The sequence below is a fragment of the Streptomyces antioxidans genome (genome assembly GCF_000968685.2).
In the GTDB taxonomy this organism is placed as follows: Bacteria; Actinomycetota; Actinomycetes; order Streptomycetales; family Streptomycetaceae; genus Streptomyces; species Streptomyces antioxidans.
Genome location: NZ_LAKD02000001.1, coordinates 217,048 through 231,909, shown reverse-complemented (window position 1 = coordinate 231,909; position 14,862 = coordinate 217,048). Strand labels below are relative to the sequence as shown.

The window sequence follows — 14,862 nt, the reverse complement described above, 5'->3', positions numbered from 1 at the left end:
GACCCGTCCGCCCATTCTGCGTGGGGCGGGGGACGGAGGGGGCAGGGGGAATCATTCGTGGCCGGAACCTGCCAAAGAGCGGGTGCGGCTCAGAACGCGGCGCGGCCGGGTCGGTCGTCGGACGCGGGTCCGGACACCGTGGTGATCAGCCCTTGCCCTTGTCGAGCCACATCTGGTCGACGTTGGCATCGCACTTGTCGCCGGGGTCACACGACAGGGTGATCGTGTTGGTGCCCTTGGTGAGCTGGACGATCGACCAGGACTCCGTCCAGCTCTTCTCGTAGTCGCCCTTCGGCCCGTGCGAGAAGTTCTTCATGCTGAGCGGCCGGGTCTCCTTCTTGCCGTTGATCGTCAGCGACATGCTCTGGTCCTCGCCGGGCACGCTGTAGGTGACGTACAGCCGGTAGGACTTGGCCTTGGCCACCTCCGTGCTCCAGGTCACGGACGCGCCCGGGGTGTTGAGCCCGCCCACGTAGGTGCCGCCCGCGGCCTTGGCGCCCTTGATGTCGCTCGCCGCGGCGGCGCCGCCCGCCAGCTTCATCTTCGCGGCGTCCTCGGTGGGCAGCTTCCCATCACCCGGGTCCTTGGCAGGCCCGGAGGGGTCGCTGGGCCGGGCGCTGGAGCCCCCCGTGGGCTGGCCGGTCGGGTCGGCCTGGTCGCCCTTGTCGTCATCACCGTTGTTGATCATGGCGACGCCGATGCCCACGAGGACCACCGCGACCACGGCGATGGCGCCGATGAGCAGCCCCTTGTTGTTGGGGCCCCGGCCGCCTCCGCCACGGCCGCCGCGCGGGGCGGCCGCACCGGGCTGGCGGGGGGCGCCGCCGGGCAGGGTCTCGGGGGCGGCGTAGTGCGCGTTCTGCCGCCCGTAGCCGCCCTGCTGGCCGTACCCCTGCGGCGGCTGGTTCGGGGCCTGCTGGCCGTAGGTGCGCTCGCCCACCGCGCGGACGTGGTTGTACGAGGTGCGGGGAACCCCCGGCTGGGCCGGGCCTGGGTAGCCATAGCCACCGGTGCGGGGGGCGGCACCCGGCTGGCCCGACTGACCACCCTCGTTCCCTTGATCGCCCTCCGAGCGATACAGGTAGGCGAACGGGTCGTCGTTCTCCGGTGTGCCCGAGCCGTTGTTGCCGGCCGTCATCCCTCGTCACTCCCCTATGCATATGACCATCGGCGCAGGATCGATACGCGCCACGACAGCTCATATCAGGGTCGAGAGGGCCTCAACAGGGCGTGTGCTGTCCGGATGGCCAATATTCACGATCGGTTCACTGTCGGCGGCAGGGCCGCATCGCCGCAGCCTACCGCGACCGACCGCCCCCCTACCTCATCCGGCCCGGCGGCTACGTTATCCGGCCCGGCGGCGGTCCTTGGAGCGGGACCGCTTCTCGATGTACATCCGCTGGTCAGCGGAGTGCAACACCTCTTCGGCCGACATTCCGCAGCCCGCCCAGCCGATGCCGAAGCTGGCACCGACCCGGACGGCCCGGCCGTCCACCCGGATGGGCGGAATGATCGCGTTCCGCAGCCGCACCGCCAGGTCCGCCGCGTCGGCCCGGCCGAGGCCGTCGGCGAGGACGACGAACTCATCACCGCCGAGGCGGGCGACCGTGTCCCCTTCCCGCACGCCGTTGGTCAGCCGGCGGGCGACCTCGATCAGCACGGCGTCGCCCGCGTGGTGCCCGAACCGGTCGTTGATGGACTTGAAGCCGTCGAGGTCGCAGAAGAGCACCGCGAGCCCCTTATGGCCGTCATCGGCGGCGGAGTCCTCGTTGGGCGGGACGGTGTGCACATGGCCGTCGAACGCGGTGGTCTCGACCGGGGGCGGGGTGCCGAAGCACTCGAACTCGTCGAAGCCGTGCAGATGCCCCGCCGCGTCCACATAGACCCCGCCGCCGCCCGCGAGGGCGCCGTCCGGAGCGCCGCCGTCCTCGTCCCCGCCCGGCCGGGGCGGGGTGGCGCACAGCCGGGCGGCGAGCCGGGCGCGCAGCTCGGCGCTGTTGGGCAGGCCGGTCAGCGAGTCATGGCTGGCGCGGTGGGCGAGCTGCAGCTCATGGCGCTTGCGCTCCTCGATGTCCTCGACGTGGGTGAGCAGGAAGCGCGGGCCGTCGGCGGCGTCGGCCACCACCGAGTTGCGCAGCGAGACCCAGACGTACGAGCCGTCGCGGCGGGCCAGCCGCAGCTCGGCCCGGCCGCCCTCGGCCGAGGTGCGCAGCAGGGTGCCGATGTCCTCGGGGTGGACCAGGTCGGAGAAGGAGTAGCGGCGCATCGCGGAGGCCTGGCGGCCCAGCAGCCGGCACAGGGCGTCGTTGGTGCGCAGCAGCCGGCCGTGCTGATCGCCGCCCATCTCGGCGATGGCCATACCGCTGGGCGCGTACTCGAAGGCCTGGCGGAAGGACTCCTCGCTGGCGCGCAGCGCCTGCTGTTCGCGCTCCAGGCGCAGCAGGGCGCGCTGCATGTTGCCGCGCAGCCGGGCGTTGCCTATCGCGACGGCCGCGTGGAAGGCGTACATCTGGAGGGCCTCGCGGGCCCAGGCGCCGGGGTGGCGGCCGTTGCGCGGTTTGTCGACGGACAGGACGCCGATGAGCTCGCCGCCGGAGGCGCCCGCCGCGTAGAGCGGGGCGAACAGGCGGTCCATCGGATGCCATTCGTCGGGGAAGCGGGGCGCGGGCCCCGGGGTGTGCCACTGCGGGACGTCGTCGTCGTCGAGGACCCAGCCCTCGCTGTACGGGATGAAGCGCAGATCGCCCCAGCGCTCGCCCATGGACAGCCGGCGCTCCCAGGAGCGGCGGGAGCCGACCCGCCCGGCCATCAGCGCCTCGGCCCCGGCACTGCCGCCGACGGCGGCGACGACGAGGTCCCCGTCGGGGCGGACGAGGTTGACGGCCGACAGTTCGAAGCCGAGCCCGGCGGTGACGCCGTCGGCGACGGCCTGAAGGGTGTCCGCGAGGCTGCGGGCGGTGTTCAGACCGGCGACCACCTGGTGCAGCTGCCGCAGTGTCGCAAGGCGGATGTACGGCTCCGACTCGGTCTCCATCGATCGCACTCCCCCGAGACCTCGACAGCAAACTCCTGGCGTGTTGTCGTCCGATTGCCACGGCCACTGAATCACAGCGAGCTGCCCACTCGGTACACAGGGTCAACAATTACTGGCTGCTGTGATTCATGTCACAGACCGTGTTCACTTCTTCAACAGGGCGCATGGGAGCGCTCCTAACTTTTGTGATCGCAAATCCCGGGATGCGGGCGCCCGGCCATGCGAGGTGGCCGCCCGGGGAGCCCGGGCACCCCCGGCCCGGCGCCGGGCTTACGGCCCGCGACCTACGCCCCGCGTGGTTCCCCGGCCCGATGCGGGGACCGGCCGGGGGCGGTTAGCGTCGAAGGGTGTTCCCGACGACTCCTTCCAGCCCAGCCGAGCCCGCCGTCCCCCATGCTGGTGGGGTGAGCGAGGACGAGTTCCGCACCGCGCTGTCGCGGTTCACCGCGGGTGTGGTGCTGGTGACCGCGCACGACCCGGAAGAGGGGCCGCGGGGCGAGGACGTCGGCATGACGGCCACCGCGTTCATGTCAGTGTCACTTGACCCGCCGCTGGTGATGGTGAGCGTTCGCAACGGGTCCCGGATGGATGAGCTCCTGGAGCGACAGCCGCTTTGGGCGGTATCGGTCCTGTCGGAGGGTCAGCGGCATATCGCGGGGCGATTCGCCATGAAGGGGCGCATCAGCGACAGATTGCTGTTCGACGACATGACCGTGGTGCGGGGCGAGCACACGGAGGCCCCGCTCGCGGTGGGCGCGCTGGCCACGATGGAGTGCCGCACCGAGCAGCGGGTGACGGCCGGGGACCACACGCTGGTGGTGGCCCGGGTGCTCGCCGCGGCGACACCGGCCGCGGAGGGCGGGCCGCTGACGTACTTCAGGGGGCGCTACCGGACGCTGGGGTGAGGGGCGCGGAAGACTGGCGGGAGGACGGATGTGGCGCGGCGACGCGGCGGCGGGGCCCCGGGCTACGTCCAGCCCCGCCCCGTACGGCCCCGCTTGACCTCGCTCCGTTGCTTCTTCTCGCGCAGCCGCCGCTCGTTGATGCCCCGGGGGATCCGGGTGGGGCGGCGCGGCTTGGGCGGTGGCGCGGTCGCCTCCGCGAGCAGTGACGCGAGCCTTACGGCGGCCGTCTCGCGGTTGCGCCACTGCGAACGGTGCTCGGAGGCCCGTACGGTCACCACCCCGTCCACCAGCCGGGACGCCAGCCGCTCCAGGGCGCGCTCCTTCCATACGGACGGCAGCGCCTCGGTGCGGCCGAGGTCGAAGCGCAGCTCGACCTGGCTGTCGCTGGTGTTGACGTGCTGTCCGCCGGGCCCGGATGACCGCGAGAAACGCCACATCAACTCGGCCTCCGGCAAGGAGACAGAACCTCGGATGACATAGGGCGCGGGCATGTCCCCCATGGTCGCCCGCCGACCCCGGCCGCGTCATCTCGTTATCTCGTCGTACCCCGACATCAGGGTTTGGCAAAGAAAGTAAAGAGTGCTGGAACCTGTTGGGCCATTCATGGCGTTGTGGAGGGTGACGACGGCTTCGCCCGTCGCCTCGGACCATCGAGACCACGAAAGGGACACCCCATGGCTGTAAGCCTGTCCAAGGGCGGCAACGTCTCGCTCACCAAGGAGGCACCGGGCCTGACCGCCGTCACGGTCGGCCTCGGCTGGGACGTCCGCACCACCACGGGCACCGACTTCGACCTCGACGCGAGCGCCATCGCCGTGAACACCAACGGCAAGGTCTACTCCGACCAGCACTTCGTGTTCTTCAACAACAAGTCCACTCCGGACCAGACCATCGTCCACACCGGTGACAACGTCACCGGCCAGGGCGAGGGCGACGACGAGCAGATCAACATCAACCTGGCCGGTCTGCCGGCCGACGTGGAGAAGATCGTCTTCCCGGTCTCGATCTACGAAGCCGAGTCCCGCAGCCAGAACTTCGGCCAGGTGCGGAACGCCTTCATCCGCATCGTCAACCAGGCCGGTGGCACCGAGATCGCCCGCTACGACCTGAGCGAGGACGCCGCCACCGAGACCGCCATGGTCTTCGGCGAGCTGTACCGCAACGGCACGGAGTGGAAGTTCCGCGCCGTGGGCCAGGGCTACGCCTCCGGCCTGGTGGGCATCGCCAAGGACTTCGGCGTCAACGTCTGAGGTCCCACCAGCGCACCACGGCCGAGGGCCGCCCCGCATCCGGGGCGGCCCTCGGCGCATCCACGACCCGGTCTCCCTAAAGGGGAACGGGGTCAGAACTCGCTGGTGTCCAGGTCATGCCACGCGTTCAGGGGTTGGGCACGCCGAAGGCGCCCGAGACCGACTGGAACAGGGCCTGCTTGCGGCGGTTGTGGGTCGGGGGTGGGTCGTCGGGGGCCGCGGTGGTGGACAGGCCGACGGCGGACCAGGTCAGGGCCATGGCCAGGACCAGCGCGAGGACGTCCTCGGGGTCGATCTCGGCGGTGACCCGGCCGTCGCGCTGGGCCTCGGCGATGGCCCGGAGTTTGACGGTGACGGCGGATGACTCGGTCACCTGGTTGTCGGTGACCACTCCCTCTAGCCGCGCCCAGGCGGCCAGGCGGACCAGCTCCGGGCGCGCGATGGCGGCGTCGTAGAGCCGCACGGCGTACTGGGGGAGGTCGTCGGCCGTGAACGGCACGGCGTCGACGACGGCGTCGGCGTGGCGGCGGAAGACGGCGCCGAAGAGGCCGAGCTTGTCCCCGAAGTAGGCGTAGAGCTGTGCCTTGTTGACGCCCGCGGCGGCCGCGATGCGGTCGACCCGGGCGCCCGCGATGCCATGGGCGGCGAAGTCGGCGGTGGCCGCGTCGAGCAGGCGGCGGCGGGTGGCATCGCTCTTCCGGGGAGACACGGGGCTCAGATTACCAACTGGTTAGTTGCCAGCGCTGAGGGCGGGCGCGTAGCGTCGCACCCAGACAGAACCAACTAGTTAGTTAGAAAATGAGGTGGACGCGCATGACCGTGCGCGCATACGCGGTGGAGCGAGCCGGTGGCCCGGTACGGCCGCTCGAGTACGAGCCGGAGCCCCTGGGGCCGCTGGAGGTCGATGTCGCCGTGACCCACTGCGGCGTCTGCCAGACCGACATCGGCCTGGTGGACGACGTATACGGCCTCTCCCGGTACCCGGTGGTGGCGGGGCACGAGGCGGTCGGCGTGATCGCGGCCGTGGGCGGCGCCGTGGACGGCACCCGGCTGGCCGTCGGTCAGCGCGTCGGCGTCGGCGCGGTGGCCGGGGCGTGCTTCACCTGCGAGTGGTGCCTCACCGGTCGGCAGCATCTGTGCCCGCACAAGGACGACACGGTCCTGCGCGGCGACCGCGGCGCGTTCGCCACCCTGCTGCGGGCGAGCGACTGGCGGTACGTCCAGCCCCTGCCCGACTCGCTCGCCTCCGAGCACGCGGCGCCGCTGCTGTGCGCCGGGATCACGGTGTTCTCGGCGATCAGCCGGAACGGGGTGCGGCCCACGGACCGGGTCGCCGTGGTGGGCGTCGGCGGCCTGGGCCACCTCGCGGTCCAGTTCCTCGCCGCGTGGGGCTGCCATGTGACCGCCATCTCCTCGACGGCGGCGAAGGCGGACGACACCCGGCGGTTCGGCGCCCACGAGTTCATCGTCGCGGACGAGGGGCTGCAGCGGGCCTCGGGCTCGTTCGACTTCATCCTCTCGACCGTCTCGGCCGATCTGCCGTGGGACGCCTACCTCGCGGCGCTGCGCCCGCAGGGGACGCTGTCCGTGGTCGGCGTTCCCCACGGATCGTTCAACGTCCACCCGTTGAGTCTGCTGACTGGGGAGAAGCGGCTCGTGGGCGGCCTCGTGGGATCAGTCGAGGAAAACCGGCGGATGCTGGACTTCGCGGCGCGGCACGGCATCCGCCCGGCCGTCGAGACGTTCCCGGTCGCGCGCATCGACGACGCGCTCGACCACGTCCGCCGCGGACGGGCCCGCTACCGGGCCGTACTGGAGTTCTGACGCGGGGGCCGTGCGCTCGGGAGTTCTGGAACGGGGCCGTGCGCTCGGGAAACGCGGTGGTCCGCGGCCCGTCGCGCAGATCGTCTTCTCGTCGCGTACCCGGCGACGCACGGCGGCGCCGCCCCCCGCGCCCGCCAACCGCCGCGCCCCGCTCGTCACCTGGGCGATCGGCCGGGACCCGGCCCCGCCCCGGCCGGAGGAGCCGATGCGGCGGGGGCATGACGTAGTGCCATAAGTCGGCATCAACCAGCCGTTGTTGCCTCATGCCTCGCTGACCGAATTCGCCCCCACTTGAACAACGTCGAGTCAAATTCTTGTTACGCGCCTATCCCAATCGATCGTTCAATGACAATCTCTGGTCGGCCCGCCGCGTGTCTTCCTGACCCCGCGGCAGGGCCCGCACGCACCTCTCTGTGCACCACTCGCACCACTCCTGCTCGACCGGACGGCCCACCCATGGCCGTCCGTACCCCCTACACAGGGCCGCGACCCGGCGGCCCCAAGGCAAGGAGACCGAGTGAGACCCATCGCTTCCTCCCCCCGTAAGAAGACCGTCCGCGTGGCGGCGCTCGTCGCCTCCGCCGCCATGGTCGTCATCGGCGTGCAGACCGGCCAGGCCAGCGCCCAGCCGGAGAACTCCCGCGAGGCGGGCGCCACGGCGCTTCCGCTGACCGCGGGCGAGCGCGCCACCGCGATCAAGGCGGCCCAGGCCGACGCCTCCGCGCAGGCCGAGTCCCTCGGACTCGGGGCCAAGGAGAAGCTCCTCGTCCGCGACGTCATCAAGGACGCGGACGGAACCGTTCACACCCGCTACGAGCGCACCTACGCGGGGCTGCCCGTCCTCGGCGGCGACCTGGTCGTCCACGAGAGGACCAGCGGCGCGCGCTCCGTCAACAAGGCCACCAGCGCGCGGATAGCGGTCAAGAGCACCGACGCCGCCGTGGCCCCCTCGGCCGCCTCCGGCGCCGCGCTGAAGGCCGCGCCCGAGGCGACCACCGGCGAGAAGGCCAAGTCGCCGCGGAAGGTGGTCTGGGCGACCACCGGCACCCCCGTCCTGGCCTGGGAGACCGTCGTCACCGGCACGCAGGCCGACGGCACCCCGAGCGAGCTGCACGTCGTCACCGACGCCTCCACGGGCGAGAAGCTGTCCCAGTGGGAAGGCGTCGAGACCGGCACCGGCACCAGCAAGTACAGCGGCACGGTGCCCCTGGGCACCACCAAGAGCGGCTCCACGTACAGCCTCACCGACTCCACCCGGGGCAACCACAAGACCTACGACCTGAACCAGGGCAGCTCTGGAACCGGCACCCTGTTCACCGACGCGGATGACGTATGGGGCGGCGGGCGCCAGACCGCCGGCGTCGACGCGCACTACGGCGCGGCCGAGACCTGGGACTTCTACAAGGAGTTCCTGGGCCGCAACGGCATCAGGAACGACGGCGTGGGCTCGTACTCCCGCGTCCACTACGGCAACAACTACGTCAACGCCTTCTGGCAGGACTCCTGCTTCTGCATGACCTACGGCGACGGCTCGGGCAACGCCAACGCGCTGACCTCGCTGGACGTGGCCGGCCACGAGATGAGCCACGGGGTGACCGCGGCCACCGCCAACCTCAACTACAGCGGTGAGTCCGGCGGTCTCAACGAGGCCACCTCCGACATCTTCGCCACCGCGGTGGAGTTCCACTCGGGCAACTCCGCGGACGTCGGTGACTACCTCATCGGCGAGAAGATCAACATCAATGGCGACGGCACCCCGCTGCGCTACCAGGACAAGCCCAGCAAGGACGGGGCGTCCAAGGACTACTGGTCCTCCTCGCTCGGGGGCATCGACGTCCACTACTCCTCCGGGCCCGCCAACCACTTCTTCTACCTGCTGTCCGAGGGCAGCGGCGCGAAGGTGATCAACGGCGTGAGCTACAACAGCCCGACCTACGACGGCTCGACCGTCGCCGGGATCGGCAGGGACAAGGCCATCAAGATCTGGTACCGGGCCCTGACCACGTACTGGACCTCGACGACCAAGTACGCGGGCGCCCGCACCGGCACCCTCAGCGCCGCGTCCGACCTCTACGGGGCGAACTCCACCGAGTACAAGGCGGTCGCCGCCGCCTGGACCGCGATCAACGTGAAGTGACGTGCCCAACGTGAAGTAGAGCGTCGCTCAACGTGAAGTAGAGCGTGGAGCGAGCGGTCCGCCGAAGCGGTGACGGGCCGCACCGGGCGACCGGTGCGGCCCGTTGCGGACGGGCCCCGTCATCCCTGTCGTAGCCGCTGGTCGCCACTTACGCTGCTGTCATGACTCAACAGGTACGCGGCGTGGTAGCCCCCGGCAAGGGCGAGAAGGTCAGGATCGAGACGATCGTGGTGCCGGACGCGGGTCCCGGCGAGGCGGTGGTGCGGGTCCAGGCGTGCGGCGTCTGCCACACCGATCTGCACTACCGGGAGGGAGGGATCAACGATGAGTTCCCCTTCCTCCTCGGCCATGAGGCGGCGGGCACCGTGGAGTCCGTGGGCGAGGGCGTCACGGAGGTGGCCCCCGGCGACTTCGTGATCCTCAACTGGCGCGCGGTCTGCCATGAGTGCCGGGCCTGCCGCCGCGGCCGCCCCTGGTACTGCTTCAACACCCACAACGCCAAGCAGCCCATGACCCTGACCGACGGCACCGCGCTGACCCCGGCGCTCGGCATCGGCGCGTTCGCCGAGAAGACGCTGGTGGCCGCCGGGCAGTGCACCAAGGTCGACCCCTCGGCCTCGCCCGCCGCGGCCGGGCTGCTCGGCTGCGGGGTGATGGCCGGGATCGGCGCCGCGCTCAACACCGGCAATGTCCAGCGCGGTGACTCCGTCGCCGTGATCGGCTGCGGCGGGGTCGGCGCCGCCGCGGTCGCCGGGGCGCGGCTGGCCGGGGCCGCGAAGATCATCGCGGTGGACCTGGACGGGCGGAAGCTGGAGTGGGCCCGCTCGCTGGGCGCCACCCACACCCTCGACGCGGGCAGCGCCGACGTCATCGAGGCCGTCCGGGAGCTGACCGACGGCAACGGCGCCGATGTGGTCATCGAGGCGGTGGGCCGCCCCGAGACCTACCGGCAGGCGTTCTACGCCCGCGACCTGGCCGGGACCGTCGTCCTGGTCGGCGTCCCCACCCCCGAGATGAAGCTGGAACTGCCGCTGCTGGACGTCTTCGGGCGCGGCGGGGCGCTCAAGTCCTCCTGGTACGGGGACTGTCTGCCGGACCGCGACTTCCCCATGCTGGTCGACCTCTACCAGCAGGGCCGCCTCGACCTGGACGCGTTCGTCAGCGAGACGATCGGGCTCGAGGACATCGAGGAGGCGTTCGCCAAGATGCACCGCGGTGAGGTGCTGCGCTCGGTGGTGATGTTCTGATGACCCCTCCGCCCGTACGCGTCGACCACCTCGTCACCTCCGGCACCTTCTCGCTGGACGGCGGCACCTGGGAGGTGGACAACAATGTGTGGCTGGTCGGTGACGACCACGAGGTGTACGTGATCGACGCCGCGCATGACGCCGACGCCATCGCGGACGCCGTCGGGGGCCGACGGCTGCTCGGCATCATCTCCACCCACGGCCATGACGACCACATCGACGCGGCCCCGGCGCTGGCCGAGCGCACCGGCGCGCCGATCCTGCTCCACCCGGAGGACGAGGTGCTGTGGCGGATGCGCCACCCGGACCGCGCCCCGGACCGGCCGCTGGCCGACGGTGACGTCCTCGACGTGGCAGGGACGCAGCTGAGGGTGCTGCACACCCCCGGCCACTCCCCCGGCGCGGTCTGTCTGTACGCACCGGCGCTGTCCACGGTCTTCTCCGGGGACACCCTGTTCCAGGGCGGCCCGGGCGCCACCGGGCGCTCGTACTCGTCCTTCCCGACGATCATCGAGTCGATCCGGGAGCGGCTGCTGACGCTGCCGCCGGAGACGGTGGTCCGCACCGGCCACGGCGACTCCACGACCGTCGGGGACGAGGCCCCGCAGCTGGAGGAGTGGACCGCGCGCGGGCACTGAGCGGTGTGCGCGGGGCCGCCCTCCGGCGGGCGGCCCCGCGCCCCATGACACCATCGGCCGTGTGATCGACCTGGGCTACTCCCTTTCGCGCCGCTTCCCGGATCCCCCGCAGACGGACTACCGGACCGCGGATGTGCGCACCCTGCGGTACGACCTGTTCTGCGGGGACGTCTATGTCGCCGATACGGACAAGGACCGCGAACTGTCCACGGCCTGGGGATGGGTGCCGGTGCTCGACTTCGCCTGGGCGCTGTGCGACATCGTGGAACGGCTCGACCGGGACCCGCGCGGCAGCCGTTCCGCGACGGCGGTCCACGCGGAGCTGGACTTCACCGAGTCGACGGACCGGATGCTCTTCGAGCGCCGCTTCGGATGGGTGGACATCACCGCCGACTGGGTGCCGCTGGAGGAAGCCCCGCTGACCGTCAGCCACGCGGTGCTGCGCCGGGAGGCGCGCGACTTCCTGCACGATCTGATCGCCGACCTCGTCGATTTGAACGAGGGGCTTGGCGACAACCCCGTGGTGTGGGGCCTGCAGTCCCGCTTTCCCCGGGTATGACCCGGGCGCTTCATTCTCCTGCGCCCCAGCTGACACGGGAGCCAGGTGACGGCCAGAGGCTATCAGTGGGCGGAAAGCAGCCGCGAGCACACTGTAAAGAATTCGATTTCGATACCACGCCGCCCGCTCCCGACCGCACAATACGACCAGCATTACCGTGCGCAGCGCCCCACACCAACTGAACAGGGTTCTGACGGGCGGTATTCCATGCTGGTTCCGCGGCGCCAGGTGTGCGTCCGCACGAAAACCGGGGAGGAAGCATTGGAAATGAATACGACGGAGATTCTGGCCAGAATGGAACGTGACTACACGACCTGGCTGGAGCAGGGGGGGCTGAGCCAGATGGTCAGCCTGGAGGGCCGCGATCTGACCGATCCGGCCGTGTTCGCCGAGGTGATCGGCGAGCTGGCCCTGGAGCCGAACCGCGAGGAATACGCCGGGTCCCTGACGGGCCATTCGCTGATGACCGACGCCAGCGCCCGCTGGGCGAGTCTGGTGGCCACCTTCATCAACGCCGTGCACAACGACACCCTGGACGCGCTGCGCGCCGAGACCTCGGTGATGGCGGCGAGCCTCGACGGCGGCCACGCGGGTGGCTGCGGCTGAGCGCTCGCACACGGCGACATCCGTCCGGCGGCCACCATGCGGTGGCCGCCGGACGGTTCAGGGCATCACACCGCCCCGTACCCCCTGCCGGGCAGGGGGTACGGGGCGGTGTGCGCAATGGCCGTCACCCGCCGGAGAGTTCGGCGAGCCGGACGGCCGCGTCGATCGTCCTCGCCCCGTACTGCCGCCCGGCGTGCCGGGTCACGCTGCTGACCGGCCCGGACAGCGACACGGCGGCGACCACCCGCCCGCCGGGGCCGCGGACCGGGGCCGCCACGGTGGCCATGGCGGGCTCCCAGCCGCCGACGCTCTGGGCCCAGCCGCGGCGGCGGACCCCGGAGAGCACCGCCGCGCTGAACCGGGCCCCGCGCAGGCCCTCGCAGAGCAGTTCTGGCTCGTCCCAGGCGAGCAGCGCCTGGGCCACCGCCCCGGACTTCATGGGGAAGGCGCTGCCCACCGGCACGGTGTCGCCGTCGGCGGGCGTCTCGGCTGAGGCCACGCAGACCCGCAGCTGCCCGCGGCGCCGGTAGAGCCGGGCGCTGGCGCCGGTGCGGTCGCGCAGTTCAGGGAGCACGGTCTCGGCAGCGAGCAGCAGCCGGTCGTGGCGGGCCTCGACGGCCATGTCGCCGAGGCGCGGGCCGAGCGCGAAGCGTCCGTCGGAGTCCCGGGCCACCAGCCGCAGCCGCTCGAGGGCGAGCGCGAGGCGGTGCACGGTGGGCCGCTTGAGACCGGTGACGGAGACGAGGGTGGCCAAGTTGGCCGGGCCCACCTCCAACACCCCCAGCAGCATCGATGCCTTGTCGAGTACGCCGACTCCGCTTTCCGGCCGGAAGGGCGGGGATACCGTCGCGGTGGCCATGGCAGTCAGTTCCTCAACCGAGGTGTGCGGCCAGCGTGCGGACCAGGACGTCCCGCTGCTGGATCAGGTAGAAGTGGTCTCCGGGCAGCACCGTGAGGTCGAAGCCGGCCGGGGCCACGGCGGCCCAAGCCCGCATGTCGTCCTCGGTGATCCCGGGGTCGCGGTCCCCCACGTGGGCGCGGACGGGACAGCTCACCGGAGTGGCGGCGCGGGGGCCGTAGGTGCCCACGGCCTTGAAGTCGGCGCGGATCGCGGGCAGGAGGAGCTCCGTCAGGTCCGGGTCGTCCAGCAGCGTGGCGTCGGTGCCGCCCAGCCCGCGGACCTCGTCCAGCAGGGCCTGGTCACCGCGGAGATAGGTGTCCTTGGGGGTGAGCACGTGGGGTGCCTTGCGGCTCGACACGAAGAGCGCGTCGAGCCGTACGCCGTGCCGGCTCTCCAGGCGCAGCGCCACCTCGTAGCCGATCGACGCCCCCATGCTGTGGCCGAAGAGGGTGAGGGGCGTGTCGGCGAACGGCAGCAGGGCCGCGGTGATCTCATCGGCCAGGGCCTCGACACTGTCCAGGGCCGGCTCCTCCAGCCGCTCCTGGCGGCCGGGGTAGCGGGTGGCCAGCACCTCCACCCCGCCGGCGGCCCCCGGCTCGGTGAGGGCGGTCCCCCAGTTGTGGAAGAAGCTCGCGGAACCCCCCGCGTGGGGCAGGCAGATCAGCCGCCTGTGTGGTGTCCCCGCGGTTCCGTACCTGCGGAACCATCTGCTGTCGATGCCGACGACGGTCATGCTTGTTGTTCCTCCCCGTGAGGGGAATCCATGATTCACCATAGGGGCCGGATGGCCCCGCATTCCCCTGTTCTTGTCTAGCGGCGTTCCTCGGCATCCCGCAACGCCTCTTCATGAAGCTGCCACCGATCCGGAGTTCGCCGGTGGCGCGCGCAATTCATCATCGCCGGGGGGCGGGTGACCGGGAGAGCAGCAGCCCCATTTCAGCGGCGCGCACACCGGCCTGGAATCGCGAGGTGGCCCCCAGCAGGGACATGATATCGGCCACATATCTGCGATAGGTCCGCACGGACATGGCCAGTTCACGTGCGGCGACGTCGTCGGTGACCCCGGCGCGCAGCCGCTCCAGAATCTGCTGGGCGATTTCCGTGCGGGTCTGGTCCCCGAAATCGATACGGTCGGCCACCACCACCGCGTTCCGCCAGACGCCGTCGAAGAGGGCGAGCAGCGGACGGATCACGCCGGCCGAGCCGGTGGCCGAGGCGCGGCGGCCGACCGATGAGTCGGCGCAGACCAGGGCCTGTTCGTCGTCGGCGATGACGGCGGCGAGCGCCGGAATCCTGGCCACCCGGATCTCCACCCCGGGCTCGGCCGCGAACGCCTTGACGAAGCGCCAGTCGAGGGTGCTCGGAGTGCACAGCAGCCGCACCGCGAGGCGGTCGCCGCCGTCGGCCGATAACCGCTCGGTGAGGGCCTGGTAGACGGCCCGCGAGTAGCCGTGCTCGGCCGCGAGCACCATGTCGACGTGCGTGGTGGCGTCCGTCACCAGCCGTGCCGCCGCTTCCACGGCGATGTGCTGGGTGTCGATGACGGAGATCGGCACATCCCGGTGCAGCCGGTCCCGGCGGCGCACCACGGTGGACGCCAATAAGGCGCTCACTTCCAGGAGTTCCTGCTCGAACTCGTCACCGACGCTGACCGGAGCCAGACTGACGTCGCACCGACCGGTGCCGGACGTCCGGTCGGACATGACGGATGACACACCACTCACCCCCGTGTGAGTTCGTCCGGCGGAATGGACCGCCGCA

General features: G+C 71.2%; 15 protein-coding genes. 8 read left to right on the top strand and 7 right to left on the bottom strand.

Annotated elements, in window-relative coordinates; all coding sequences use genetic code 11:
* Positions 1-145: 145 nt before the first annotated feature.
* Together VT50_RS00910 and cdgB are read right to left on the bottom strand one after the other, a co-directional pair.
* Complete coding sequence (locus VT50_RS00910) at positions 146-1,138, bottom strand: carbohydrate-binding protein (RefSeq protein WP_046088686.1); 993 nt, start codon at positions 1,136-1,138, stop codon at positions 146-148.
* A 207-nt stretch (positions 1,139-1,345) separates the two neighbouring features.
* Positions 1,346-3,034: a diguanylate cyclase CdgB gene (cdgB, locus tag VT50_RS00905; RefSeq protein ID WP_046088687.1), complete on the bottom strand. Its 1,689-nt coding sequence runs from the start codon at positions 3,032-3,034 to the stop codon at positions 1,346-1,348.
* A gap of 404 nt (positions 3,035-3,438) precedes the next feature.
* On the opposite strand from cdgB, the gene VT50_RS00900 reads away from it, so the two are divergent.
* A complete protein-coding gene (locus VT50_RS00900; protein ID WP_046088688.1) occupies positions 3,439-3,939 on the top strand; it encodes a flavin reductase in 501 nt (166 codons plus the stop codon).
* A gap of 62 nt (positions 3,940-4,001) precedes the next feature.
* On the opposite strand, the gene arfB is transcribed toward VT50_RS00900, so the two are convergent.
* Entirely contained in the window at positions 4,002-4,439 is a 438-nt protein-coding gene (arfB, locus tag VT50_RS00895; RefSeq protein WP_046088689.1) for an alternative ribosome rescue aminoacyl-tRNA hydrolase ArfB, read from the bottom strand.
* Between the two features lie 174 nt (positions 4,440-4,613).
* Between arfB and VT50_RS00890 the strand changes: the two genes are divergently transcribed.
* Positions 4,614-5,189 (top strand): TerD family protein, encoded by a 576-nt coding sequence (locus tag VT50_RS00890; protein WP_046088690.1) that lies wholly within the window; start codon positions 4,614-4,616, stop codon positions 5,187-5,189.
* A gap of 127 nt (positions 5,190-5,316) precedes the next feature.
* Here VT50_RS00890 and VT50_RS00885 read toward each other — a convergent pair whose 3' ends face one another.
* Positions 5,317-5,898, bottom strand: a complete 582-nt coding sequence (locus VT50_RS00885; protein ID WP_046088691.1) for a TetR/AcrR family transcriptional regulator — start codon at positions 5,896-5,898, stop codon at positions 5,317-5,319.
* A 104-nt stretch (positions 5,899-6,002) separates the two neighbouring features.
* Between VT50_RS00885 and VT50_RS00880 the strand changes: the two genes are divergently transcribed.
* The 6 genes from VT50_RS00880 to VT50_RS00855 all read left to right on the top strand — a co-directional run bounded on the left by VT50_RS00880 (position 6,003) and on the right by VT50_RS00855 (position 12,200).
* A complete protein-coding gene (locus VT50_RS00880) occupies positions 6,003-7,013 on the top strand; it encodes an NAD(P)-dependent alcohol dehydrogenase (RefSeq protein WP_046088692.1) in 1,011 nt (336 codons plus the stop codon).
* Between the two features lie 517 nt (positions 7,014-7,530).
* Positions 7,531-9,150: a M4 family metallopeptidase gene (locus tag VT50_RS00875; protein ID WP_046088693.1), complete on the top strand. Its 1,620-nt coding sequence runs from the start codon at positions 7,531-7,533 to the stop codon at positions 9,148-9,150.
* A gap of 161 nt (positions 9,151-9,311) precedes the next feature.
* The gene (locus VT50_RS00870; RefSeq protein WP_046088694.1) at positions 9,312-10,397 is read left to right on the top strand and encodes an S-(hydroxymethyl)mycothiol dehydrogenase; all 1,086 of its coding nucleotides are present in this window, start codon (positions 9,312-9,314) and stop codon (positions 10,395-10,397) included.
* Complete coding sequence (locus VT50_RS00865) at positions 10,397-11,035, top strand: MBL fold metallo-hydrolase (RefSeq protein ID WP_046088695.1); 639 nt, start codon at positions 10,397-10,399, stop codon at positions 11,033-11,035. Before VT50_RS00870 ends, VT50_RS00865 begins: the two co-directional genes overlap by 1 nt.
* 61 nt (positions 11,036-11,096) lie before the next feature.
* Complete coding sequence (locus VT50_RS00860; protein WP_046088696.1) at positions 11,097-11,594, top strand: hypothetical protein; 498 nt, start codon at positions 11,097-11,099, stop codon at positions 11,592-11,594.
* 294 nt (positions 11,595-11,888) lie between these two features.
* Positions 11,889-12,200, top strand: a complete 312-nt coding sequence (locus VT50_RS00855) for a hypothetical protein (protein WP_046088697.1) — start codon at positions 11,889-11,891, stop codon at positions 12,198-12,200.
* A gap of 124 nt (positions 12,201-12,324) precedes the next feature.
* On the opposite strand, the gene VT50_RS00850 is transcribed toward VT50_RS00855, so the two are convergent.
* The 3 genes from VT50_RS00850 to VT50_RS00840 form a co-directional block, all read right to left on the bottom strand.
* The gene (locus VT50_RS00850; RefSeq protein WP_046084520.1) at positions 12,325-13,059 is read right to left on the bottom strand and encodes an IclR family transcriptional regulator; all 735 of its coding nucleotides are present in this window, start codon (positions 13,057-13,059) and stop codon (positions 12,325-12,327) included.
* A gap of 13 nt (positions 13,060-13,072) precedes the next feature.
* Positions 13,073-13,834, bottom strand: coding sequence for a thioesterase II family protein (locus VT50_RS00845; RefSeq protein WP_046084519.1), 762 nt, complete (start codon positions 13,832-13,834; stop codon positions 13,073-13,075).
* Between the two features lie 160 nt (positions 13,835-13,994).
* Positions 13,995-14,804 (bottom strand): helix-turn-helix domain-containing protein, encoded by an 810-nt coding sequence (locus VT50_RS00840; RefSeq protein ID WP_046084518.1) that lies wholly within the window; start codon positions 14,802-14,804, stop codon positions 13,995-13,997.
* Positions 14,805-14,862: the final 58 nt, after the last annotated feature.